The 24,844-nt window shown below is 66.5% G+C and carries 21 protein-coding genes; 11 read left to right on the top strand and 10 right to left on the bottom strand.

Translation table 11 applies throughout. The features are described from left to right. Nucleotides 1-44 precede the first annotated feature (44 nt). Nucleotides 45-1,148: a DUF4192 domain-containing protein gene (locus tag ACIO52_RS02900; protein ID WP_402641138.1), complete on the top strand. Its 1,104-nt coding sequence runs from the start codon at nt 45-47 to the stop codon at nt 1,146-1,148. A 48-nt stretch (nt 1,149-1,196) separates the two neighbouring features. Here the strand turns inward: ACIO52_RS02900 and ACIO52_RS02895 are convergent, their stop codons facing one another. Further along, nucleotides 1,197-1,577, bottom strand: a complete 381-nt coding sequence (locus ACIO52_RS02895; RefSeq protein WP_402641135.1) for a DUF2510 domain-containing protein — start codon at nt 1,575-1,577, stop codon at nt 1,197-1,199. A gap of 303 nt (nt 1,578-1,880) precedes the next feature. Continuing rightward, on the bottom strand, nt 1,881-2,540 hold the full coding sequence (locus ACIO52_RS02890; RefSeq protein WP_402641132.1) for a cysteine hydrolase family protein: 660 nt from the start codon (nt 2,538-2,540) through the stop codon (nt 1,881-1,883). Between the two features lie 181 nt (nt 2,541-2,721). On the opposite strand from ACIO52_RS02890, the gene ACIO52_RS02885 reads away from it, so the two are divergent. The 6 genes from ACIO52_RS02885 to mobF all read left to right on the top strand — a co-directional run bounded on the left by ACIO52_RS02885 (nt 2,722) and on the right by mobF (nt 13,808). Then, complete coding sequence (locus tag ACIO52_RS02885; protein ID WP_402641129.1) at nt 2,722-3,270, top strand: hypothetical protein; 549 nt, start codon at nt 2,722-2,724, stop codon at nt 3,268-3,270. A gap of 74 nt (nt 3,271-3,344) precedes the next feature. Further along, a complete protein-coding gene (locus ACIO52_RS02880) occupies nt 3,345-3,908 on the top strand; it encodes a single-stranded DNA-binding protein (RefSeq protein WP_402641127.1) in 564 nt (187 codons plus the stop codon). 457 nt (nt 3,909-4,365) lie between these two features. Continuing rightward, a complete protein-coding gene (locus ACIO52_RS02875) occupies nt 4,366-5,916 on the top strand; it encodes a hypothetical protein (protein WP_402641124.1) in 1,551 nt (516 codons plus the stop codon). Between the two features lie 90 nt (nt 5,917-6,006). Then, nucleotides 6,007-6,459, top strand: coding sequence for a hypothetical protein (locus ACIO52_RS02870; RefSeq protein ID WP_402641121.1), 453 nt, complete (start codon nt 6,007-6,009; stop codon nt 6,457-6,459). Then, nucleotides 6,456-7,565, top strand: coding sequence for a hypothetical protein (locus ACIO52_RS02865; protein ID WP_402641118.1), 1,110 nt, complete (start codon nt 6,456-6,458; stop codon nt 7,563-7,565). The genes ACIO52_RS02870 and ACIO52_RS02865 overlap by 4 nt, the downstream gene beginning before the upstream one ends. A 363-nt stretch (nt 7,566-7,928) precedes the next feature. Continuing rightward, nucleotides 7,929-13,808: a MobF family relaxase gene (gene mobF / locus ACIO52_RS02860; protein ID WP_402641115.1), complete on the top strand. Its 5,880-nt coding sequence runs from the start codon at nt 7,929-7,931 to the stop codon at nt 13,806-13,808. A gap of 92 nt (nt 13,809-13,900) precedes the next feature. Here the strand turns inward: mobF and ACIO52_RS02855 are convergent, their stop codons facing one another. Continuing rightward, nucleotides 13,901-14,125 (bottom strand): hypothetical protein, encoded by a 225-nt coding sequence (locus ACIO52_RS02855; RefSeq protein WP_402641112.1) that lies wholly within the window; start codon nt 14,123-14,125, stop codon nt 13,901-13,903. A gap of 144 nt (nt 14,126-14,269) precedes the next feature. Between ACIO52_RS02855 and ACIO52_RS02850 the strand changes: the two genes are divergently transcribed. The 3 genes from ACIO52_RS02850 (at nt 14,270) to ACIO52_RS02840 (ending at nt 16,365) form a co-directional block, all read left to right on the top strand. Continuing rightward, nucleotides 14,270-14,608 carry an Lsr2 family protein gene (locus tag ACIO52_RS02850; RefSeq protein WP_402641109.1) on the top strand — a complete coding sequence of 113 codons (339 nt, stop codon included), beginning with the start codon at nt 14,270-14,272 and terminating at the stop codon, nt 14,606-14,608. Nucleotides 14,609-14,865: 257 nt separating this feature from the next. Further along, complete coding sequence (locus tag ACIO52_RS02845) at nt 14,866-15,099, top strand: NUDIX hydrolase (protein ID WP_402641106.1); 234 nt, start codon at nt 14,866-14,868, stop codon at nt 15,097-15,099. 414 nt (nt 15,100-15,513) lie between these two features. Further along, nucleotides 15,514-16,365 carry a fructosamine kinase family protein gene (locus tag ACIO52_RS02840; RefSeq protein WP_402641103.1) on the top strand — a complete coding sequence of 284 codons (852 nt, stop codon included), beginning with the start codon at nt 15,514-15,516 and terminating at the stop codon, nt 16,363-16,365. A gap of 77 nt (nt 16,366-16,442) precedes the next feature. Here the strand turns inward: ACIO52_RS02840 and galE are convergent, their stop codons facing one another. From galE to tyrS, 6 genes are all read right to left on the bottom strand, one after another. Continuing rightward, entirely contained in the window at nt 16,443-17,417 is a 975-nt protein-coding gene (gene galE, locus ACIO52_RS02835; RefSeq protein WP_402641100.1) for a UDP-glucose 4-epimerase GalE, read from the bottom strand. After that, the gene (locus ACIO52_RS02830) at nt 17,414-17,548 is read right to left on the bottom strand and encodes a hypothetical protein (protein ID WP_402641098.1); all 135 of its coding nucleotides are present in this window, start codon (nt 17,546-17,548) and stop codon (nt 17,414-17,416) included. Before ACIO52_RS02830 ends, galE begins: the two co-directional genes overlap by 4 nt. A 10-nt stretch (nt 17,549-17,558) precedes the next feature. Continuing rightward, complete coding sequence (locus ACIO52_RS02825; RefSeq protein WP_402641095.1) at nt 17,559-18,644, bottom strand: hypothetical protein; 1,086 nt, start codon at nt 18,642-18,644, stop codon at nt 17,559-17,561. Continuing rightward, the gene (locus ACIO52_RS02820) at nt 18,641-20,434 is read right to left on the bottom strand and encodes a pyridoxal phosphate-dependent decarboxylase family protein (RefSeq protein ID WP_402641093.1); all 1,794 of its coding nucleotides are present in this window, start codon (nt 20,432-20,434) and stop codon (nt 18,641-18,643) included. The genes ACIO52_RS02825 and ACIO52_RS02820 overlap by 4 nt, the downstream gene beginning before the upstream one ends. A 93-nt stretch (nt 20,435-20,527) precedes the next feature. Beyond that, nucleotides 20,528-21,133 carry an HAD family hydrolase gene (locus ACIO52_RS02815; RefSeq protein ID WP_402641090.1) on the bottom strand — a complete coding sequence of 202 codons (606 nt, stop codon included), beginning with the start codon at nt 21,131-21,133 and terminating at the stop codon, nt 20,528-20,530. Nucleotides 21,134-21,243: 110 nt separating this feature from the next. Beyond that, the gene (tyrS, locus tag ACIO52_RS02810) at nt 21,244-22,509 is read right to left on the bottom strand and encodes a tyrosine--tRNA ligase (RefSeq protein WP_402642136.1); all 1,266 of its coding nucleotides are present in this window, start codon (nt 22,507-22,509) and stop codon (nt 21,244-21,246) included. 244 nt (nt 22,510-22,753) lie between these two features. On the opposite strand from tyrS, the gene ACIO52_RS02805 reads away from it, so the two are divergent. Further along, nucleotides 22,754-23,353 (top strand): NUDIX hydrolase, encoded by a 600-nt coding sequence (locus ACIO52_RS02805; RefSeq protein ID WP_402641087.1) that lies wholly within the window; start codon nt 22,754-22,756, stop codon nt 23,351-23,353. On the opposite strand, the gene ACIO52_RS02800 is transcribed toward ACIO52_RS02805, so the two are convergent. Next, nucleotides 23,285-24,277, bottom strand: a complete 993-nt coding sequence (locus ACIO52_RS02800) for a hypothetical protein (protein WP_402641084.1) — start codon at nt 24,275-24,277, stop codon at nt 23,285-23,287. The genes ACIO52_RS02805 and ACIO52_RS02800 overlap by 69 nt on opposite strands. Nucleotides 24,278-24,844: the final 567 nt, after the last annotated feature.

Below are 24,844 nucleotides of genomic sequence, written 5' to 3'. Positions count from 1 at the left end.
AGTAGTGGGCGGCGCCGATCCGATTTTCGAAGGAGCACACTTCCATGGCGCCCGTACACGAACGACCCGGATCGAACAGCCACGCTCATCTCGCCGGAGCCGCCGCCCCCGATCATGTACGGGTCGATGACGCCGGGCAGCTGATCGCCGCCATCCCCGCGATGCTGCGATTCGTCCCCACCCGATCACTGGTCCTGGCCATGATCTGCCCAACAGCCGAGGCGCCGCGTGCGATTCGGCTGCTGGTCCGCTTCGACCTCGACACCGTCACCAACCCCACCGAGACCCGGGAGGTGGTGGCGTACCTGGAGTGGCAGTACGGGAACGAGAACGCCACTGCGGCACTGGTGATCATCGTCGACGACCGACCCCACGCGACCGGCACCGCGAGGATGGTCATCGATGTTCTGCGCGCATCGGCGATGAAGCTGACCCGCGCCTGGCTGGTCCCCACCATCACCGCCGGTGAGACCTACCGCGCCCTGCTCGACGGCGACACCGACGGAACCGTGAACGACCCCGCCACCTCACCGCTCGCTCGCGCCCTAACCCCCGATGGCGTCCAGATCCACAACAGCCGCACCGACCTGCTCGACCTGATCGCCGTCGATCCGGCGGCGGTCGCGCAGCTAGCCCCGCTCATCGGTCCCGCCGTCGCGGCCTACCGCACCGGCCTGGCAGCCGCGCTCGCCGCGGACCTCGGCACCGCTTTCCGCCGTGACGCCGCCCGAGCGGTACTGGACAAGATCGCCGTCGACAGTGAATCCGGGCGCACCCCAAACGATCTGGCCGCTGTCGTGGCGGCGCTGCGCGACATGAGGATCCGCGACGCCATGCTCGGACTGTCCGGCACCCGTTGGGCCCCGGCCGCGCAGACCCTGTGGCAGTCGGTGGCGCGGGCCAGCACCGGCAGGGATCGGGCCGAGGCCGCGATGCTGTGTGGCTACGACGCCTACCACCGCAGCGACGCCGTCTACGCGAGGATCTGCCTGCAAGCAGCGTTGCACGCCGATTCCGAACACTCGATGGCCGTGGTGCTCAACACTGCTCTCGACCACGGTGAACGACCCGACAGGATCGCGATGATCGCCCACACCGGACGCGCCGTCGCCGCCGATCTGGGCATCGACCTCACCACAGCGATCTAACCGGGCACGCTCGGCACCGAACTCATCGCACCGCGCGCGGGCCGAGGTTCACCCCTGCGTGTCGGGCGGGCGGTGTTCGGCGGCTGGGGCGGGCGGTTGAACTTGCTCAGTCCATGCCCGGCCGTCAAACCATCTCGTCGCCCCCTGCGGGTCGACGTACCAACCCGGCGGTGCCTGGACGGCAACGGTGTTCACCACGACCGCAGGTGGCCGTTTGTCACCGAGCCGGACCAGGGCTCGGATCACCAAGACGATGATCGTGCCGATTCCGAGGACGATCCCCACGCCGACGGCTTCGGAACCGGTGAAGTTGTTGGCCGCCATGTAGGTGAACAGCAATCCGCCCGCGATTACGACCACAATCCACTGCGGAATCAGCTGTCCAGGCGGCTTCGGAGTTGATTGCTGCGGCGCCGTCGGCAATGGCACTGGCATTCCTGGTCGAGGTGGGTGTGGCCGGGTCATGGCGGGTCCCCTGCGTCGGCGGGTGTGTGCTCGGCAGTGTAGGACCGCCGCCGTTGGTTCGGCCGGGCTTTCGAGCGCGGGCAACGTACGCGGCCACGCACGGCACGCTTGACCGGTGCAGCCGGAGACCAGCCGCGACGCAAAGAGCGTCTTCGATGGTCCCCGGCTCGAAGGGGACAAGCCGGGGCGGTTCGACGCTACGCCGCGGCGATCGCCTCCGTCAGGCCCGCAGTTGCCGGGGCAATTAGCGCCGAACCCCGGCTTCGTTCACAAAGCGGGTTCGGACCAGTAGCCGGTGTCGCGCCCGTAGTTCGGTGTCGTGAATGCCTTGTCCCACGCCGCATCCGGTGCCAGCAGTTCACGCCAGGAGCCGACCTCGACATACATCACTCGCATCGAGTTCAGCGACGCGTAATGCAGCGCGGGTCCGTCAGTGCTGACCGCATCCGCGGCCACAGCCACCTCGAAGTTGTGTTCCAGCGCGGCCCGCGCGGTGGCTTCCACACACACGTTGGTCTGTAGCCCAGCCAGCAGGACGCGGTCGACGCCGAGCCCGTTGAGTACCAACGCCAGTTCGGTGTAGGCGAAGAAGTTCGGACTGGTCTTGTCCAGCACGACCTCGCCCGGCTGCGGAGCGAGGTCGTCGATGATCTCGCTGTGCCACTGCTGCTCGGTGGCCGACAGCACCGGCACGCCCGGGCGCGAGAGCCGATGCCGTTCCGCGCGCGGGTTGATCGCCGGGCTGGACGTCTGCCGTGAATAGATCACCGGCCATCCCGTCGCGCGAGCCGCCGCCAGCAGCTCAGTGCAGGCGGTTATCGTTTCGTTCAGTCGCCAGATCGGTGGCCAGCCAAGCGCGGATCGCACGTCCTCGCGCAGGTAGGCGTTTTGCATATCGATCATCAACACCGCACCCGGTGGCGCCACCGCGGCCCCTCCTCGAAGTTCTCCCGCCCTGATCTACCTCTCGATTATGGCCGCCATTTCCCGCGCTGACACCGAGCGCGGCAGGCCTTGGACGCGGCACAAGCTACCGGATGCTGCCAGTCGCCTGTTCACGCCCTCGCCCGGATCCACCGTGACGACCCGAACCCGAAGGGACCAGAAATTGGGACAGCACTTCCACCCGGTCTTCCTCGATGACGACTTCGCCATCATCGGGCGGATCCAGCCGCAGATGTGGGCCTACAAGCTCGCCGAGGTGGTGTGGATCGGCGACTCGTTCGTCCTCGACGTCGAACGTGCCCTGACCTCGCCGACCCGGCTGGTGTGGGCGGGGCAGTACGCCGATCCTGAACCCGACACCGACCCGGTCACCGAGCTCGACGACCAAGGCACACTGCGCGAGTACCCGCCGACCCTGCACGCGTTGTCAGAGGCCTACCCCAACATCGCCATCGACCGTGCCATCCCGATCAGACGGTTCTTGCTCAACCACGACCAGCGCACCTTCATCGACAAACACCGCAGCCCGCCGAACCCGGATGACGCGTCGGAGACCTTGCATCTGCTGCCGGCACTCACCGCCGAAGGCAACGGCCGAGGCTCCGGCGATCTGCCCGCGCATCCGCTGATCGGGACCTGGGCGCGCGCACGCATCAGCGTCACCGACACCGTTCCCGACGGATTCACCGAGACCACCTTCGTCTCTTGGTGACACGGCCCGGACGCCGCTTCTCCGCATCGAGGCCAGCACATCCCCACCCGTCCTGATGACAGAAAGGTCCGACTATGCCCGGCGAACCGACACTGCCCTTGGTAGGCAACCTGGCCTCCGACATCGAGCTCACCTTCACACCCGCCGGTGTCGCGGTGGCGCATTTCACCGTCGCCTCCACACCGCGGGTCTTCGACCGCACCACCGGGCAATGGCGCGACGGTGACCCGTTGTTCCTGCGCTGCAACCTGTGGCGAGAGCCAGCCGAGAACGCAGCGGAGTCGCTGGCGAAAGGGGCGCGGATCCTGGTGATGGGCAGGCTCAAACAGCGTAGCTACCAAACCCGCGACGGCGACAAGCGCACCGTCTACGAGGTCGAGGTCGACGAACTCGGACCCAGCTTGCGCTTTGCCACCGCCAAAGTCACCCGCACCGGCCGCAACGGTAGCAGTGGCGGTGGGTTCGCCCAGCCCGACCCCGCGACCCGCACCACCCGCGCGAACAACACACCCGCCCCGGCGAGCACGGGCAACGATTCGTGGCCCGGTGACACCGAGGTACCCGCCGGCGGACGTGAGCTGTGGGAGACGCCGGTACTGGCTGGAGCCGGTGCAGGTTTCGGCGAGCCGCCGTTCTGAGCGCAGCGGTCTCCTGACCGAGCAGCACTGCTCGGGCGGCTTTCCGCTCCCGGACCGGCGGACCTTCACAACGGCATGCGCGGATCTCAGTCAGTTCCGATCAGCGATCGCGCCGATGAGCGAGTCCATCGGTGGTGGGTCCGGGTGACGGTCTGGGGTGGACCCAGCCAATCGAGGGCTACCAGGCCATCGTGCGCCACGGCTACGGGCCCGCGCCCGGCGGAAACGAATTCCCCACGCCGCCACCAGCCGCGCCCACCCGTCCCGCACGCACGGGCGTGGGGAATTCGTCCCCGCACGCAATGGCGCGTTCCCTCCGCCGTGTCGCCCGCTGTCCTGGTCGGTCGCCCTCGGCTGGGCCCACCCCAGCCCGGCACCCTCCTTTTCGGGAAGAGCGTCGCGTTCCAGCGCGCCCGGGTGCCGCCTTATCTCTCGCCTCTCAGTCAGGAGATCTGCTGTGTCTGCTATCGCTCATCACTCCCCGGTGTTCCTCGAAGCACCGACCGTCGAATCCCCTGTCGCCGAGCCCATTCCCGTCGATCCGGATCAGGTCGCGGGCACTCGGGCGTTCCTCGACGCGATCTTCGAGATCGAGCTCCAGCTCGACCTCGACCGCCGCGCGGCGCTCGAGGCGTTCCCCGCCGCCCTCGCGTTGGCGACCGACGCCGACTGGTGGCTGATGGACTTCATGGTCGAACAGTTCACCCTGCACCCGCGCGAAGCCGCGCTGCGCCGTCTGGACGCGTTGTGGCGCCACGCCGACGACCTCGGCCGTGAGCGGATGCTGGCGTTGGTGCCCGACACCGATCCCGGCCTGCACTCCCGCTCCGACCACGACCTGAACCACCTTCGGGAAACCCGTGCGCGGCGCAACGGCACGACCGTCGAAGACGAGCAGGCCAAGCTCGAAGTCCAGCTCCTCGCCGCCGAGATGCCGCGCCAGTCGATCCGCACTCGGTACAACCCGCTGCCTCGGTTGTCGCTCGCACCGACCAAACGCGTCGACGCCTCCCGTCTTCGCCCCGAGCAGATCCGTGCCCGTGTCGCCGCCCGCGGCCGGCGCCGTCGGGCCGAGGTCGAGCCGTCGGTCGTGACGACCTATGTGCGGGAGAGCTTGTTCGTCGACACCGAGGTCGCCGACCAGGCCCGCCTGCGGCAGCGCTGGGCCGAACTTGCCGCGCGTGGCATCACTCCCACCGCGTCGGCGCCGCGCGGGTGGACGCCGCGGCGGCCCGGTGAACGGCCGCCGCTGCCGGCCGAGTTGTCCGAGGCGATCTGGGATCACCAGTACTGCGCCCACGTCGCCGACCAACGCGACCACGAACGCGCGCTCGCGGGCGAATCAGTGAAGTCCCCGGAGCACTCCCACGCGTGGGCGGCCGAACGCACCGGCCTGCGCTCGCGCGGTGACCGGCGCGAGACATATCTGTTCCAGGGCAACGGACTCGACGACTTCGCCACCGCCATGACCACGGTCGCCGGGTGGCGGTGCGTGTCGTGCTTCGTCGAACGCCCCAGTGCCGACCAGCGCCCTGTCCACGTCCGCGGTGGTGTACTCCGCAGCGACGACGGATTGTGCGACTACTGCCGCGGCGACGGCCGCACCGGGCTGCCCGAGCTCGCGCCTGGGTTCACCGGCGCCGATCTCGCCGCCGCCTACTGCGCGTACTTCGCCCAGCACTACCGCGACTCGGCGTGCGCGCTGCTCGACGAGGTCCGCCGCCGCGCCCCGCAGTGGCTGACCGCGGTGATCGACCGGTTCCTCGCCAACCACCCCGATCTGCCCGGCGCACCGGTGCTGCCCGACGTCGACGACGAACAGGTACCGGTCCCCGCGCCGACGCGACCCAGGCGCCAGCAGGTCCTGCCGCCAGGACAGCGACCCGGCAAATGCGAGGGCTGCACCAAATACATCCCTGTCCACGACGACGGGTTCTGCACACAGTGCCGGGTCTACCTCGGCCTGCACGTGCCCGTGCCGCGCGCGCGTCGCCTCGTCGCGGCCTGACCCCGGGCCGTTCGCATCCCGACCTCGGCTGGGGCACCCGCACGATCGGGTGCCCCAGCCGCTCGACCCGACTATCGAGGAGTTTCGCCGGTGTTCCACCGTGCCCGCCACCATCGCCCACGCCGCCGGTCCGTCGCGGCGCGGACCCGCCGCGCTCGCACGCGCTGGGTCCGTGTCTACCTCGGCGACATCGACACCATCTTCTTCGGCTACACCCCCGACAAACCGCTCTCCCTCGCTGACCGGTTCGCTCTCGACATCTCGATGCGCGACGCCGATCTCGAACTCCTGCAACGCATCCTCGACGACCACGTCCTGCTCGACCGGGTCTTCGCCGCGCTCAACGGCCACCCCAACCACGGCGACGAAGCCCTGACCGACCACTGGTACGGGCTCGGCCACCGGTCGCTGTCCGTCGGTGACGTCCTGGCCCTCGGCTCCCGCCACTACGCCTGCACACCGACCGGCTGGCGCCACGTCCCGCCACCGCGCCTCGCCCGCACCACCACGTCCACGACCTCCGACCCCGGGAGTCCCCGATGAGCGCACCCACCTTCGATGTCTACCTCGACGGCTCGATCCTCACCCGCTACCTCGGCGACGCGCTCGATGCCCTCGACGCGGCGCTGGCGGAGTTGTCGGCCACGAACGGCATCGTCCGCGAAATCACCCCGCACGCCACCGGTGCGCTGATCCGGTTCACCGACTCGACCACCACCCACTACCTCATCGCACCCCACGACACCGACGACCTCTCCGCCTGGGGCGCGTTGATCCAGGCGCGCCTGCGGCGGCACTGGCCCACCGCGGCGTTCGCGCTGCGACCGGTCGGCCCCTGGGCCCACGCCCATCATCTGCGTGTGTCGTGGACCGACGGACCCACCCCTGTCGATGTCACCGTGTTCATGGGTTTCCACTTGCTCAACCCGTTCGACCGGTGGACCCGCCACCTCGACCGCGGATATTCAGCGACGGCCTTCGACACCGTGGCCGCCCTCGCCGACACCGCACCCCAGATCGAGGTCCCCCGCACCGCCGACGGCGACATCGACTGGGTCACAGCCTCAACGCTGGTGCCGGACCCGTCTCCGGTCAACATCGCCGGTCTCGTCTTCGACACCGCCGACGAGCCGCCGCTGACCGTCGCCGAGATGCTGCGCGAGCTCGCACGACACGTCGACCTCGCCCTCATCACCGCATCCACCGCCGCACAGCTCACCGCACCCACACCGCGCGCCACCGACCCACACACCGGCAGCCCGATCCAGCTCACCCTCGCCGACGCCACCACCGCCACCGTGGTCGGCTACCTCGCCGTCGAAGACGCAGCGCCTATCACCCCCGGCACTCCCGTCGCCGCGCTCGCGCGGCAGCTCGCCGCCGACAGCATCGAGCCGCAGTTCGCGCTCGTCGAGTCCGGCGACTGGGAAATACTCACCATCACCGCAGACGGCACCATCACCCGCCGCTACCCCGGCGACGCCGCAACACCGACTCGATGGAGCCTCTACCCCGTCGACCGCGTCGCCGGCGGCTATGCCCTCACTCACCGACCGGTCGCCGCTGCCGTCGCTCCGCTCGACATCACCTCGCAGCTGCGTGGGGTGTTCGTCGACGGTCCGACCACGATCAGCGAGGTCTTCGGCTAGACCGCCCGCTTCCCGCCACCTCAAGCGTGCGTGGCCGCCGCTGCCGAACTCCTCCCGGCGCGGCGGCCACCCCCACCTCACCGCGGCATCCAACGCCGCCAGCTCCGCACCACCCACCATGCCCACCGCACCCCACCTCGCATCCGCATACCCCGCCCTCCGCCACGCCTCGCACCGCAACTCCCGCACCCACTTTCACCATGCAAATACCCCCTCATTTCCTCCCCAACGTCCCTACAACGAGCACACATCTGGCATTCTGGATAACGATTTGATAACGCAGTTGTCCAAAGTTGTCCAAAGTAGTCTCACCACGCTAATTGCCCCTTGCCGCAACCGAATTCGCGGGCGCTTCATGGAGGCATGGTCGCGACCGTTCACCGGGTCGCCGCGGGAAACGGCTACCAATACTATTTACGCAAAACCGCCGCCAACGACAGCACCGCGCGCGGGCGGGCCTCACTGTCGCAGTACTACAGCGACCACGGGGAAGCACCCGGGCGCTGGCACGGCGCCGGGCTGACCGCGCTCGGCATCGCCCCGGGCGAGCAGGTCACCGAAGAACAGATGAAAGCCCTGTTCGGCCACGGTGTCCACCCGAACGCCGAACGGATCAAAGCCGAGGTCTACCAAACCCAGATCACCCTCGGCGCCAAGCCCCGCGACGCCGCCCGCGCAGCCGCGAAGGCCACGAAACTCGGCAACAAATTCCCCACCTACACGATCCGTTCGGAGTACCGGCAACGGTGCGCGCAGGCGTACCGGGAACACAATCTGGAACGGGATCTCGACCCCACCACCGCAATTCCCGACTTCATTCGCTCGCGTATCCGGTCACGGGTAGCGACGGAAATGTTCATCGTCGACCACGGTCGCGTCCCTCTTAATGCGCGCGAGTTGTCGGGGTGGGTGGCCAAGAACTCGCGGGTGAACCAGACCGCGGTGGCTGGTCTCGAGCTCACCTTCTCCGCGGTGAAGAGTGTCGCGGTGCTGTGGGCCCTTGCCCCACCGGACATGGCACGTCGGATCGAGGCCGCCCACCAGCGCGCGATCAAGGACGCGTTGACGTGGTTGGAACGCCACAACCTCTACACCCGGCTGGGACGCAACGGCATCCGCCACGTCGACGTCGAAGGGATGATCGCAGCGTGCTTCACCCACCGCGACAGCCGCGCCGGCGACCCCGACCTGCACACCCACGTTCTGATCGCGAACAAGGTCCGCACCCGCGACGGCAAGTGGCGCACGATCGACTCGCGCCTGTTCCACGAAGCCGTCGTCACGGTCTCGGAAATCTATGACTCCCGCCTCGAGCACTACCTCGAACTGGCGCTCGGCTTGCAGTTCGAAACCCGGCCCGATCGCAATATCCACCAGGTCCAGATCCGCGAAATCATCGGCGTCCCCACCGAACTGATCCACGCCTGGTCCCAGCGCGCCACCGCGATCAACGCTCGCTTGGACGAACTGACAGCCGAGTTCCAAGCACGGCACCTGCGCGAACCGACACCGAAAGAGGTCTACGGGCTCGCCGAACAAGCGACGTTGAATACCCGCCCGGCGAAACATCTTCCGGGCTCACAAGCTCAGCAACGCGAAACGTGGGCGGCCCAGGCCGCCGACCTGCTCGGTGGCCGGGAAGCGGTCGAGGAGTTCGTGCTGCGCACGCTAGCGGTGCCGCCGACACCGCGCCCGACCCCGGACGCCGAGTTCATCGCCGCGACCGCCGAGCGCGCTTTGGCAGCGGTGTCGGAACGGAGATCGACCTGGCGGCCGTTCAACCTACGCGCCGAAGTCGAACGCCAACTCCGCGGCAAAATCACCCCCGCCGACTGGGAATGGGTACCCGACAAAGTCATCGCAGCCGCGCTCTCACCGCGGTCGACGGTGGCGCGTGGCGATCCCGACCTGACCGAGGAACCCGGTCTTCGTGCGGTGCCCGCGTGGTTGCAGCGCAGCGACGGCACCTCGGTCCATCACGCCCCGAACTCCCAGGTCTACACCACCGAAACCACCCTCGCCGTCGAAACGGCACTGATCGAGCTCTCGATCCAACCCGGTGCCCGCTCCCTGGACCCGGAACTTCTCGCCGATGCTGTCGCCCAGTTCGACACCGCCCACCCGGACCGGCCACTGAATGCCGGTCAGGTCGGGGTCATCTCCTCCTTCGCCACCTCCGGCCTACGCGTGCACACAGCGAATGCACCGGCGGGCACCGGGAAGACGACCGCGATGCAAGTCCTCACCACGGCTTGGCATTCCAGCGGCGGCACCGTCCTCGGCATGGCACCCACCGCCGCCGCAGCCGCGGTACTCGGGACCTCGATCGGCACCCGCGCCGAGACCGTCGACAAACTCCTCGACGTCCTCCACCGCCACTCCCCCGACCAGATCACGGCTGGAGAAGAGCTCGTCGGGACGCCGTCGTTGCCACAATGGGTGCTCGACATCGACGAGGCGACGCTGGTGATCGTCGACGAACACGTCAAGCTCAGCAACCTCAAACGGCTACGCCTGCTGCAATTCCTGGCCGGACGTGGGGCGACTGTGCGGTGCATCGGCGACGACCGGCAGCTCCCGGCGATCGAAGCCGGCGGCGCCGACACCGACATGGCGATCGCCTCTCCCGAGCAGATGGTGACGCTCTCGCATGTCGTTCGGTTCGCCTCCACTGGGGAAGCGACCGCGTCGATCGGACTGCGCGACGGCGACCCATCGGCGCTGGCGTGGTATCTGGACAACGATCGGATCCACTCCGGGCACACCGGATCGGTCTACGACGACACCTACACCGCGTGGGCGGCCGACCACCAGACCGGTCGCGACGCGGTCATGCTGGCGCCCACCCACGACGTCGTCACCGCGCTCAACGCCCGTGCCCGGACCGACAGACTCACCCGAACCGGCACCACCGCGGACACCGAAATCGTCCTCGCTGACGGCCTGTGCGCCTCCGTCGGTGACACCGTGCGCACACGTCGCAACAATCCGCGGCTACGTTTCGGGGACACCGATTGGGTCCGCAACGGCTACTCCTGGAGCGTCACCGACGTCCACGACGACGGTTCGCTCACGGTTTCGCACCGCCGAGGTGGCATCGACAGCGAGCATTCGGTACATCTTCCGGTGAAGTATGTGCGTGCGCATGTGCACCTCGGCTACGCCGCGACGATCGATTCCGCCCAGGGAATCACCGCCGACACCTGTCATGTCGCGTTGTCCGGGCGCGAATCCCGACAACAGTTCTACGTCGCGATGACCCGCGGAATCCACGCCAACCACGCCTACATCGTCACCGCCCTCGACGGCGCCGAAGGCTCCATCTACACCGAACCCGCCCACCACCCGCGCACCGCCGTCGAACATCTGCACCGGATCCTGGGCCGCGACGGATCGCAGAAGTCCGCGCACACCGAACTCCGCGACGCCCTCGACCCGACCTTGCGGATCGGGCCCGCGGTCGACATCTACCTCGACACCCTCGGCCTAGCCGCCGAACACGCCCTCGGCGCCGACCGCCTCGACGAACTCGACCGCCTCGCCGACACGATCCACCCCGACTTGACCGAGGCTCCCGCCTACCCGGTCCTGCGCCAGCACCTCGCGCTCATCGCGCTATCCGGCGCCGACCCGGTCGCGGCATTGCGTGCTGTTGCGGCCGCCCGCGAGCTCGATACCGCCGATGATCCGGCGGCGGTCCTGGATTGGCGGTTGGACCCCACCGGCAGTCATTCCACCGGCCGCGGGCCGCTCGCCTGGACCCCAGGTCTGCCCGACCACGGTGTCGACGACGAGCTCGCCGCACCGGTGCGTGCTCGCGAACGGATCGTGGCCGACCTCGCCACACAGATCCAAAGCGCCACCGACCGGTGGACCCCGTCCACCGCACCAGTTTGGGCGCGCCCGCTCCTCGGCGCCGACGCGGCGCTGCTCGCGGAGCTCGCGGTGTGGCGAGCCGGCCTGCACGTCCCCGATACCGATATCCGCCCAACTGGACCGGACCGCTACACCAACCTCGAACGACTCCACCAGAAACGCCTCGACCAACGAGTCGTCGACGTCTACGGGGATCCGACGCTGCCGCGGAATCGGTGGGCGCCGGTCGTCGACGGCATCGATCCCCGCATCCGCACCGACGCGTACTGGCCTGTGGTGGCCGACAAGATCGACCTCGCGGACCGGGCCGGACTCGCCATCACCACCCTGCTCACCGACGCCGCAGCCTTGCGTCCGCTGCCGGATGAGATGCCCGCCGCCGCGTTGTGGGCGCGTCTGGAACTGGAACCATCAGCACTCGACATCACCGGCACCGATCTGCTGCGCCCCGACTGGCTCCCCGACCTGCAAGCCGTCCTGGGTGCGGAGATGACCGAGCAAGTCACCTCCGCACCGGCCTGGCCCCGGGTCGTGGCCGCCGTCGAACGTGCCACCAGCACCTGGAACCCGCGAGATCTGCTTGTCACCGCCTACGAACTGCTGCAAGGCGCGCAACCCGACGACGCGCCACCGTTGCGCGCCGACCAACTCGCCGCCGCACTGGCCTGGCGAATCGACGCACTACACCACCACACGCCGACTCCGGCCGCGGCTCCTGCTCCGCCTGAACCCGCAGCCCCGGTCGTTGATGAGGAACCCTTGGACAGCTTCGTCGAACCCGAACCGACCATGACCGAGACGTCGAACGCGTCTTCCGTCGACGGCGATCCGGCCAAGGACCACCGCTCTGCCGACATCGACAGCATCGCCAGGCTGTTCGCCACCGGACGCGTCGCAGACGCCACCGCGGCGTTCCGCACGTTCAGCAGCGAGCTCACCGACGACGAACGAGCGGTGCTCACCGCGGTCTCGGAAACCCTCTACCGATACAGCTTCCCCGTCGCCCGAGCCCGACTCCGCTGGGCCGCAGAGCAATTCCCGCACCACCGTGACCTGATCAACGCCTGCACACCGGCGGCCGACCCCCACACCTACCGCCCCGAACTCGAACCTGCCCAAACGCGGTCCCGCCCCGTCTACGACCATCGCGACCGCATCGATCCGACCATCCCACCAGCAGTATTCGACCCGATCCGAGCAGCTGGCGACGACACCCTCGACGCCTATCTCGACGAGGCCGAGCCGTCCGACGGCCTCGATCCAGACGACAAGGAACGCACTCTGAGGCCCGATATCGGTTCCCCGATCGACTACGACCTAGCCGCGATACCCTCCGCCGTCGGCCTGCCCTGCGTGGACTGCAGCATCGAACGCCACCGCACCGCCACCATCCCGGTGCCGCCACGGCGTTCCGACGACGGCCTGTGCCAGCCATGCCGCGACGACGAACGACCCGCGATCCCCGACCACGATCCCGCCCACCACCTCACCGCACGCTGCGCCCACATCACCGACACCCATCCAACACCCGCCGCGATGGCGATGCTGCGCCGCGACTGGCGGGCACTGGACCCGGCCGGACGCGCGGTCATCGAGCAGTGGCTAGCTGCCCATCCCCTCACCGAACAGCCACCCGCGCTACTCGATCCGATCCAACGCCTCTCCGACCATGAACTGACCGACGCCATCGAGGGTTTGTCCCTGCGGCTGAGCAACATTGCCACCGAAGCGGAGTTCTTCGCCCCGATCCGACGAATCCCCATCGAGATCGAACCCGAACCGGTAGTAGCCGAACAGCAACGCGCCGCCGACGACGCCCGCACCACCGCCCTGCTTCGTGCCCGCGAACTCGACTCCGCGATCCGTCGACTCCACGCCACCGAACACCAGCTCGACACCGCACGAGAAGAGCTCGACGCGCTGCCGATCATGCGCCGCCGACAGCGAAGCGCTCTGCAGGCCCGCATCAACACCCTCGTCGGTGACCATCGCGACCACCAAGAAGCCCACGATCAGGCCCGCACCGCCGCCCGAGCTGCCAACCGAGATGCCAACGAACTGGCCGCTCGTGCCGAGCGCACCGCCACCGCGGACGATCAGCGCCGTGCCGACGCGCAAGCCCGTGCGGGTACCGAGGAAGCGATCGCCCGGGACGCAACCGTCGAGGCCCTACACCAGGCCCTCGAAGCCGAGCTCACCAACCACCGCACCGAACACGCCAGGCGCGAGAATCTGACCGCTCCTCAACGGCGCCGCGAGGAACGCGTGCGGTGGCGACACGAAGCCACCGACGACGAATTCGGCATCGACGAGTACACCGGGACCGAGGTCAATCAAGCCGATCATCGACCCGAATTCGGGCTATAGACCACCGCCGAGAGTCCTCCGCGCTCTGTATCCCCGCACGAATCAGCCCGGTGCGCATACGTTCGCCGGCGCGGTCGGCACCGCGGTTCCTCTCACATGCCCTGGCTGTCGACGATGGTATGGGCCAGTTCGGTCAGCTCGTGTGAGCCCCGATTCTGTGCGCAGTCGTCGCAGATGTTGATCACGCGGCCGGGCAAAGGGGCTGTGAAGGCTGGCAGGCCGATGTCTTGTTCCAGCTCGTCATCCCACTCGACGGTCAGCTCGATCCGACACATGTCGCAGATCCAGGTCCAGTCACCGCTCGAATTGTTCGTCATTCCTCGACGCTACGGTGCGACAACGAGTGCTTTCACCTGAAATCTGGTGTGACGCAACGTACATCGATATCGAGTTTTCGTAGTCATCGAACACCGATACCGTTGGAAATTCCCAACCTTCCAACGAGCGAATAGGGCCGGAATATGGCACGCAAAGTAACGGTCAGCGTCGTCGACGACCTCGATGGCACCACACCCGCGGATGAATCGATCTCGTTCGGGATCGACGGAGCCCGCTACCAAATTGATCTGAGCGCGGCCAACGCCGCACTCCTGCGCAAGACCTTCGAGGAATGGATCCCGCACGCACGGAAGATCCGAGGTGCCACACCGAGCGCTCGCCCGAGGAAGGTCACCGAGTCCGCGCCGGCCAATGAGCGCGGCGCCATCCGCGCCTGGGCGTCCGCGAACGGCCACCAGGTCTCGGCCCGTGGACGCATAGCCGCCGACATCGTCGCTGCCTACCACCAAGCAACCGCCTGATCCCAGCCAGATTTCCAGCAGGCTGGCGGCAGCTGCGCGACCGCGCTCTTCAGCACGAGCTGTGGCAATCGAACGCGGCTGAACACGCCACCGGACGCTAGCCTGGGCGCATAGTCGATCCGCCACGTACTGTCGTTCATAGTGAATGGACTGTGTACGACGGAACACCGTGGCTGCAGGTCACCTGCAACGAGATCACCACACCGGACGGCATCACCCGATCCCATCACGCGATCCGATTGAACACTGTCGCAACGGTGATCGCTGTCGACCGGCACGCCAGAGTGCTGCTGATGCGCCGTCACCGCTGGATCGTCGACGCGACCGGGTTCGAATCGCCCGGCGGCATTGTCGAAACCGGTGAAGACCCTGCCGCATGCGCACGCCGGGAACTGTTGGAGGAAACCGGCTTCGAGGTCGCAGCACTCGACCTGATCGCCGACTTCGAACCATGCCCGGCCTGGTTCAAACCCGCCACCTGGTGTTCCTAGGACGCGATCCCCGTCAGGTCGCAGAACCGACAGACGGTGAGGAAGCCAGCCAACTGATGTGGATTCCACTCACCCGCACGGCAGACCTGCTCGCCCTCCAGCACTTCCTCGGGTCCGGAACCGCCGTCGGAATGCTCACCACCGCCGCAATTCTCGCCAACTCATTACTGCTAACGCCAACACAGTCGCAGGTCGCAGCATCTGTAATACATCGCCCCCGACCTGCTAGCCCAATAGCACACTCGCCCCCAGCCCCGGACCAGATGCCGCGCCCGCGTCCTGACCCGTCGGGTGTCAGGAAACCCGGTCCAGAGCGCGTTCTGCCTTGATAATCGTGGACGGGTTCCCGCCCCCGGCAACAGCATCATCGCCTACTGACAATCGCGACCCGCTATCACAAAGGAACACCGATCTGTGCTCGACAACGCTCACCTATCCGAGCTGCTGAACAGCTCGATCGACACCGTCGTCGACCTCGGCGCGCGGCACTCCTGGACCCTGCACCGCGCGACGACCGGCAATGGTCAACAGGTCTTCGTCAAAGCCACCGCCGACTGCGGACCAGTCCTCGCCGCCGAGGCCGCTGGCCTGCGCTGGCTGGCCACTGACACCGAATCGAGTCCCGTGGCAGAGGTTCTCGCCGTCGACGACACGATGCTGGTGCTGCCGTGGCTGACGCCGCAGGAGGGCACGGTCGAGGCCGCGCGCCGATTCGGCCACGACCTGGCGACTGTGCACTCCCGCCCGGCCCCGACCTTCGGTGCCGACTGGGACGGATACATCGCCGACCTAGCACTCGACAACACGCCCTCGACCCAACCATGGAACACGTGGTACGCCGAAGCTCGCCTGCTGCCCTACCTGCGCACCGGCCACCAACACCTCGAGCCTGACGAGACCCGGCTGATCGAGACAGTCATCGCCAGGATCGATTCCCTGGCCGGTCCCACCGAGCCTCCGAGCCGTATCCACGGCGATCTGTGGTCAGGCAATGTCGTCTGGAGCGGCGGGCGCGGTGTCTTGATCGACCCAGCAGCGCACGCCGGGCACCGCGAAACCGATCTAGCGATGCTCGCGCTGTTCGGTATCGACCACCTCGACGACATCCTCGACAGCTACACCGAGGCGACGCGGCTGGCCGACGGCTGGCGCGAACGGATCCCCCTGCATCAGTTGCATCCGTTGCTCGTGCACCTGGTGCTCTTCGGCGCCCGATATCGCAGCGCGGTCGTCGAAGCCGCCACCGCCGCACTGCGAATCGGCTAGCCGCCGTCTCTCGCGCCGATCCCGACGCGAGACTCGCCGGGCCCGGTCGATCGACGGCAGGCCGAGTTCCGATCACATCAGCGACGCAGCTGATGGAACCGCCACGCATCGGCGACGATATCGACGATGCCCGGACTAGTCGGCTCCCAACCAAGTTCTCGTCGGGCGAGCTCGGATGAGGCGTACAGAACTGCGGGATCTCCAGGGCGGCGTGGAGCCGTCTCGGTCTCGAACACCACGCCGGTGACCTCTCGCACCGCGTCGAGGACTTCCTTGTTGGAGAATCCGATCCCGTTGCCGAGGTTGTAGACCCGGTGCTCGCCCGGTGTGATCGCGTCGAGCGCGAGCAGATGAGCGTGCGCCAGGTCGGTGACGTGGATGTAGTCGCGGATGCAGGTGCCGTCCGGGGTCGGGTAGTCGTCGCCGAAGAGTGAGAACTTGTCGCGGAGTCCGGCGGCGGCGTCGAGCGCGAGGGGAATCAAATGGGTTTCCGGGGTGTGGCGTTCACCGATCATGGTCCCGTCGTTGCAGGTGTGTGCTCCCGCGACGTTGAAGTAGCGCAGGCTGATCGCGCCGAGCTCGCTGGCTCGGGTGATCGTGGCGATCGCGCGGTCGACAGCGAGTTTGGTGTCGCCGTAGGTGTTGACCGGGTTTGTCGCGGCGGTCTCGACGATGGGAACTTCCTCGGGCTCGCCGTAGACGGCGGCGGTGGAGGAGAACACCAGCCGAGGCACCGCGGCCTCTTCGATGGCGTCGAGTAGGGCGAGCGAGGCGCGAGTGTTGTTGTCCCAGTGCCATTGCGGGTGCGCCATGGACTCGCCGGCCGCGATGAGCCCGGCGAAGTGGAGCACCGCATCGAATCCCGATCCCGCGGTGAGGACCTGTGCGATGTCCTGCACCCGCAGCTGGTGGAAGGTCGCTTTGGCCGGGATCTGGCGGGCGTCGTTGCGCGAAAGGTCATCGACGACGTCGACCTGGTGCCCGGCGTCGAGCAGCAGCCGGGTCACGGTGGCGCCGACGTAGCCAGCGCCACCGGTGACGAGGATCTTCATGTGGTCTGCACTTTCATCGCGAGGAGGTGGTCGTGGATTTCGCTCTGGTGCGCGGCGAAGTAGGCGGCGGGGCCGGGTGAGGGCTTGGTTCCGGTCCAGCCAGTGATGCGCGACCAGATCGCTTGTTCCACCGTAGCGAGCTCATTGAGATTCGGGTTCGAGGCCCAAGTTCGGCGTTGAATCCGATGAGGCCCCAACGCGGTAGTCGATGGACCTGATCGGTTCAGCCCGTTCCCTCGACAGCCGGTTCAACCAGGTGTGGCTGTAGTAGGCAGTGAAATCGGCGGTGGCGTACTCTTCGGAGCCGATTACGGGGATGGGTCCGAGATCGACCAGCACCCAGCGGCCATGCCGATGGTCCCAAACGAAATTTCCCGGATGAAGGTCAAGGGAGAGCTCGTTTTCAGGAAGCTCACGAAGCAGGTCCCCATGCATGGATCTCAGGTCTGCCCGTTGTTGCGAATTCGGCAAAGTTCCAGCTGCAAGCATGGATTCGCCACTGACGCCGTGCACGTAGTCGCGGCGTAGCGTCGCCGTATCTGGCGTGAAGTCAGCATTACCGGGGATTCGGTTACGGAGAGCGGTCTGAGCGAGGATCTTGTAGTTGATGAACTCAAGCGGAAGCAGTACCTCGCGGGCCGCGAGGTTCCTGGGATGCTTGCAAACACCTGCGCCCGTGTGGATTACATCTGCGGCGGCGCCGGAAGCCAGAACTTCCGCATTGGACCGAGGCTTTTGCTCGCCAGCGAGCCGATAGAGGCCCATGATCGTGAGTTCGGCGAGCCGTCGTCCGGCAACCTGAGGCTCGACGGTGGAGTCGAACCACCGGTTGAAGGCGTACGTGAGAACAGGCGCGACGCCTCTGTCATGCAGATCGAGTGCGACACGCAGATGGTGCTCCGCCGTCACCGGCGCCCGCTGGATAGCGTCGCCGATAGACGACAGCAGCGACCGCCCGCCGAATTCCCGTCGCCGTCCACCTCTGATCGCAAGTCGCCGCGCGCGGGATTCGACGAGCTCGCTCGTGAGTGGTCTGGTGAGTTCGTTGCTGGCCGTCTGCCATAGTGCGAAGCGGTCGGGGTCAGAGTGGTCGACACTGCGCGCGTAGTTCCTTACAACTGCGGCCAGGATTCGGGTGCGATCGGATTGGGCGAGCTCGGCGTATTTCCTGAGGTGTCCTTCGAGGACCTCGTCGGCGCACGCGGCCCTCACTCGGCGGGTGATCATCTCAGGGAGCCGGGCCTGAAAATCGGCGGCCGCGCTTCGTGTGGGCCGCCTGCCATTGGCTGATCGAGAGGTTGACGGTCGAACTCGGTGAGCATCTCGCCGAGTGTTCGGGCAAAGTCGATCGCGGTGTCCTCGTCGTAGAACGGTGACATGGGGTAGGACTTGTGGACGCCGATCTTCGCGCCACCGGCCAGCTTGTGATAGCCAGAGGAGTAGTCGCAGGCGATCGGGCAACGGCCCAACGCTTGCTGTTCGAACAGGTACCGGTAGAAGCGATAATTGTAGTGTGCGACGGCTTCCAAATCGGCTCGCGTCCAGGCACTGTCGAAAAGCGATGGTGTGTCTGTCGAGGGCTTGGCGACGAACAACACGGCGAAGCCGTGGCTGTCCGCGTCGCTGAGCACTTCGAATCTGCCCTGTGCAGTGAGCTCATCAGCAAACCGCTGCGAGGACACGACCAGACCGCCGATTAGGCGCTGGTAGCCGGCGACACCGAGCATCTTCAGGTTGACGTAGGCCTGCACTGGTCCGGCCATCGACCGGCTGAGTTCGAGGGTGTATTGAAATGGGGAGTTGTGCCCGAACCGAAGCTCCTGATAGGGCGTGCCTTTGCGTCCGCCGCCGCCGATCGGGTGGTCGGCGTCAGTGATTCCTCCCTGCTGGTAGATCTCGCTACGGTTGGCGACCATGTAGACGCTCGAAATGTAGGCCGCGAAGCCGGTCTTGTGGAAGTCGACTCCGAAGGAATCCGCCAGGCTGATTTCGGCGATCCGGGCGGCCTGAGTGCGGATGCGGTTGAGCGCTGTCGGTGGAAAGCCGTAGGGGTTGGCTTGGAAGTCGTAGTCGCGGAAGAACAGCCACACCCAGCCCACGACCGAGTCCACGTGGACTCGGGGGATGTAGTCGAGGTCCAGTTCCTCGACGAGCCGGTCTCGCAACGCGACGATGTCGCCGATAGGGTCGACCAGCATCTGGATCGTGGTGCCGCCGTTGGCGAAGATCGTCACTACCTGTTCGCCCGCGCGCACGCTTGCGCGGATGGTGTCCTCCAAGGCCGCCAGGTCCATGGCTCCGTCGGGCCGCGTCGGTACGCGCAGGCAGCTGGTTTCCCCGATTCCCAACCACCCGCACGCTTCCTCGTGGCAGGGGTGGCCTTGGGTCGAGGACACCACGCGTACCGGAGTGGCGATGCCGTCGCGGCGAGAGTCCGGCTGGGCACGCTGGATACCGTGTTTGATCGCGTGCATGTTGGTGCTCTTGCCACCGAAGGTGAACACGCCACCGGACCTGTCGACGTCGAAACCGGCCAGCTGAGACAGCATCTTCACCACTGCAAGCTCGGTTCCGAGCAGGAGCCCACTGGACATATCCTGTGCACCGTTGGGGTTCAGCACAGACACGTACGCTGCCGCCGCGGCCGCGGGCAGAGTCGGCGGCGGAGTCACGTTGATCATCGTGCCGGAGTGAATCCAGCGCATCATTCCCTGGAAGTATGGTGCCAGCTCGGCCAGCACCGACTCCGGCGCGTTCGATTCGTAGGGCAGAGACTCGGTTTCGAGGATCTCGCCGAACGACCGCAGATCCTCTCGCCGCATGCGTGGACTCGCGGTGTCGACGTAGGGCCCGACGAGATCTTCCAGCACCTTCAACCAGCGGTGTACGGCCGCAACATCCTTCGAGTCAGGATGCTGGAAGAGGTTGAGAAGCGGTTCGGATGTCGCCTGCTCGTCAATGCAGGAACCGCTGGACGGCAACGGAGTTGGGGATTCGTTCGAGATCGTCCTGGTCATACCCTTCAGGGTCTAGCCGCATACGCCCAAGTGGAACGTAGCAGGACGTAGCATCCGATGAAGATCTCGTCGAATCCTGGTGCTTACCAGCGCCTAAAGCGCCACAAGGGCGCGAGCCAGGTCCGGGTAGACGGGATATGCCCCACCACGGCCGCCTCCGGGATCGATGTGGACGCACACGCATCCCAAGGCCGATGCCGGGTCCAAGTCCAACGCGACGTTGTCTCCGAAAACGGTTGCCTCGGTTGCGCCGAAGTCGGCGACCAGTTCGCGGTAGATTTCGTGCTTGTCGGTGTGGAATTCGTTGTCGCATACGGAGATCGTGCGGTCGATCATCGCGGCGAGTCCGAGCGCGTCAAGCACCTCGATCGCGTGCCGGCCTGGAGCCATGGTCACCAGGATTCGAGGTCCACCAATGCGTGAAAGGGCGAGTGCTAGTGCCGGATCGGGGTGCAGGAGTCGCCGATACGGCAGGTCCTGGTACACCGCATCGGCCCACTGGCGCCGCGGGATGCCGAGTAGGTCGAGCGCTTCGAGAATCGATGGGTTGCGCCGTTCCATCGCGTCCAGGTCCGCTGGCTCCACTCCCGCGCGCTTCACCAGGAAGGTGGTCGTGCGGTCGTCGATGATCCGTGTCAAGGCGGAGTCGCGGGGGTAGCACGTTCCATCGAGGTCGAGAATTATCAACTGCTTGCCCATCAGCGCGCTGCCTTGGCTCGTGGAATTCGGTTCGTACCGCGGCCGAGCTGTGCTCGGGTCAACGACGGGCGGTGACCCGAGACAACAAGTCACCGCCCATCTCGATGTTGTCAGCCGACTTCCACGACCGCGAGCGATTTGCGGCCTCTGCGGAGCAGGATCCATCGGCTGTGCAGCAAGTCCGTCGCGTCGACGACCGCATCGACGGTCTCGACCTTGCGGTTGTTGACGTAGGCGCCGCCCTCGGCCACCGCCCGGCGGGCTGCGGACTTGCTAGCTACCAACCCAGTGGCAGCCAGCAGGTCGACGACGCTGTGCGTGCCAGGGGAGAGCGATGCCGAAGGCAGCTCTTTGACCGCATCGCCGAGCGTCGATACGTCGAGCGCTGCCAGGTCGCCGCTACCGAACAGAGCTTGGCTGGCGGCACGCACCTGCTCCATTGTTGCCTGCCCATGAACGAGCGTGGTGACGTCTTCGGCGAGCGCGCGTTGGGCTTCCCGTTGCGCGGGCCGCTGTCTGGCCGCGTCCTCGAGCCCTGCGATCTCGTCCTGGCCGCGGAAGGTGAAGATCTTGAGGTAGTCGCCGACCTTGGAGTCTTCGGCGTTGAGCCAGAACTGGTAGAAGGTGTATGGAGTGGTCATCTCAGGATCGAGCCAGATCGCGCCACCTTCGGTTTTCCCGAACTTCGTGCCGTCTGCTTTGGTGATCAAGGGCGTGGCCAAGGCGTGCAGACTCACGCCCTCGACGCGATGGGTCAGGTCCGCTCCCGCAGTCAGGTTTCCCCACTGATCGGAGCCGCCGGTCTGCAGAGTGCACCCGTACCGGTTGTAGAGCTGGTAGAAGTCCATGCCCTGAAGCAGCTGGTAGGAGAATTCGGTGAAGCTGATCCCCACCTCGCTGTTGAGCCGCGCCGAAACAGCTTCCTTGGCCAACATCCTGTTCACCCGGAAGTGCTTTCCGACGTCGCGAAGGAAGTTGATCGCCGACATCGGCGAAGTCCAGTCCAGGTTGTTCACGACAACGGCAGCGTTGTCTCCCTCGAAGGACAGGAACCGCTGAACCTGGTCGCGGATGCGGTCGACCCAGGCCGCGACGGTGGAGTGGTCGTTGAGGACTCGTTCACCGGACATGCGCGGGTCGCCGATGAGCCCGGTCGCGCCGCCGACCAGCGCGATCGGTTTGTGTCCGAAGTCCTGCAAGCGACGCATCGTCAGTAGCTGTACCAGGTTGCCCATGTGCAAGCTCGGCGCAGTCGGGTCGAAGCCGCAATAGTAGGTCACCGGGCCGTCCGAGAGGGAAGCGCGCAGCGCCTCCTCGTCGGTGGACAGCGCGACAAGCCCACGCCAGGAGAGCTCGTCAAGGGCGTTAGCCCGGATCTGGGTCACGACTGCGAAATCCTCTCGGTAGCCACGCCCGCTGGTGCGGGCCGGATTCGGTCGCTACGCCGCGCCAACCGGCTGTCGCGACTTGGTGGGATCGACACAACTCACAGCCGTTCGACGGAATCGGCTGTCGTGCGAACACGATTCTAGTGATCGCCACTCTTCGCCAGCCTTCCCGGGGATCAGCCGGTATCGGAAGGTAGCAACCCGTAGCACGAGTGCCCGCTACGGTGAATCCATGATCGATCCGCCGCGCACCATTGTTCACCGGGAGTGGACCGTTTACGAGGGAAAGCCGTGGCTTACGGTGACCCGTAGCCAGATCACCACACCTGACGGGCTCGACCGAACTCATCACGCCATCCGGTTGAACACAGTGACGACCGTGATCGCGGTCGACGAGCACCACCGAGCCCTCCTCATGCGTCGGCATCGATGGATCGTGGACTCGATCGGTCTGGAATCCCCCGGCGGCATCCTCGATCCTTGCGAAGACCCGCTGTCAGGTGCTCGTCGGGAGCTTCTGGAGGAGACAGGATTCGAAGTCGACCGGCTCACATTGGTAGCCGATCTCGAACCTATGCCCGGCTTGGTGCAAACTCGCCATCTCATCTACGTCGGAAGCGACCCATGCCAGATCGCCGCACCGACCGACGCCGAGGAATCTGCCCAGCTGCTATGGGTTCCTCTCGGTGAAACAGCCGACCTCCTCTCGAAAGGCCAGTTGCTTGGCACCGGCACTGCGGTGGGCATGCTCGCGGCAGCAGCACTAGTTGCCGGCGACTCCGGAACGCAGTCGCCTGGACAGCAGTTCGTGACGGTTCCCGAGCCTAACTGAGCCCAGGCGAGCGATCGTCGCCGCCGCGGTGTCGAGAAGGTCGTGTGTCTCCTCGAGGTCGCCACCGGCCAGGTTCGCCTCGGCCAGATCCAGGAGCTGCCCACACCGCGCTCGAACGAACTCACCGGGCAACTCGTTCAGCGCTGCGCGGGTCGCCGATGCTCCAGCCGGGTCGCCGGATCTGACCAGAATGTGGCCCTGCCAACGTCGCAGATGTACCTCGTTCAGCGCCAGGTAGGGCATTTCCGCTTCGTCACCATGAGTGGAGCGGCGAAGGTGGGCTTCGGCTCGGATCAGCGCAGTCTGCACCGACCGCGCCTGATCCGGTAGCCCAGACGAAACCTGTGCGTAGGTCGCCGCCAACCACGAGCGAAGCAACATCGGCAACATCGGCATCGCTTCAGCCCTGGCGACCTCCACAGCCGCGGCTGCCGCTCTGCCGGTTTCAGCGAGCATAATTGCATGCTCACCTATTGCATGCGCCATGAGAACGGGGTCGCCTGCTCTTGAGGCTGCCTGCCTGGCTACGACGTAGTGCCGTGATGCATTGATGTGATCGCCCATGTCGAGGTCCTGCCACGCAGCCAACGCTGCTGCGTCGGCCTGAACCCGCGCGATGCTCACCCGGTCCGCCCCGTCGACGCCGCGCCAAAGTGCTTCCAACGCCTCGACGTGCCCGGCCGTTTGAACCCGGACCGCTGGCGCGCCCACTCTACGATCGAGAAGTCGCAGGTTGTTCGTCTGTGCGGAGAGCAGCGCGAACAGCGAGTCATCGCCTGTGCTGTCGAATAACGACGGGGCGGGCTGGATGCCGATCTCGTCCAGTTCCAGAACATGGCAGAGAAGGCGGCTGTGCACTTCGTCGGGAACAACGTGACCGTTCTCCCAGCGAGACAGGGCGACTCGCAGGCTCGCGGTCGTCATCAGCCCAACATTGCACTGTGCAGCATGATCTCGCAGCGCAGAAATCAGTCGGACCTGCGACCAGCCGCGAGCTCGCCGGGCCGATCTCAACAGGCTGGCATCGAGCATCATCCCATCCCCTTCGCGTCACGCTGCCAGTCGTGCGCCAACGCAGTGCCGGACAAAGGCACGCGGACTACGCGCAGCCAACCAGAGCGCGGCTGAGCTGACCACCGATTTCTGCTGCCGCTCGCGAACAACCTCGGCAGTAGCCGGTTTCGGGTCGTGTGGCGTCTGCCGTCGACGTTCGTACATAGCCGGAGTCTGTGTCGCGGCCCATCCGGACCGCGGAGGCCACGGTGAACTCGCCGCCAATGTCCTCACCGGCCGGCATCGAACAAATCGCGGCCGATGTCCGGCCGAGGGGCACCAGCAACTCGCCATGGATATGCAGTAGCTTGTCGACGCGCATCATCGCCCGCTGTCATGAGCGCACCGCGATCACACCGCCCGCCAGAAGGACGGCTAGCCGTCGCCAATGCGGGCGTCGTCGAGGCCAATCCCTCCCTGATCACTCATGCCGCTCTT

Origin of the sequence: Nocardia sp. NPDC087230 (genome assembly GCF_044744725.1) — a bacterium.
Classification (GTDB): domain Bacteria; phylum Actinomycetota; class Actinomycetes; order Mycobacteriales; family Mycobacteriaceae; genus Nocardia; species Nocardia canadensis.
Note: the sequence above shows the minus strand (reverse complement) of the source record. Positions and strands in the feature narration are given on the sequence as shown.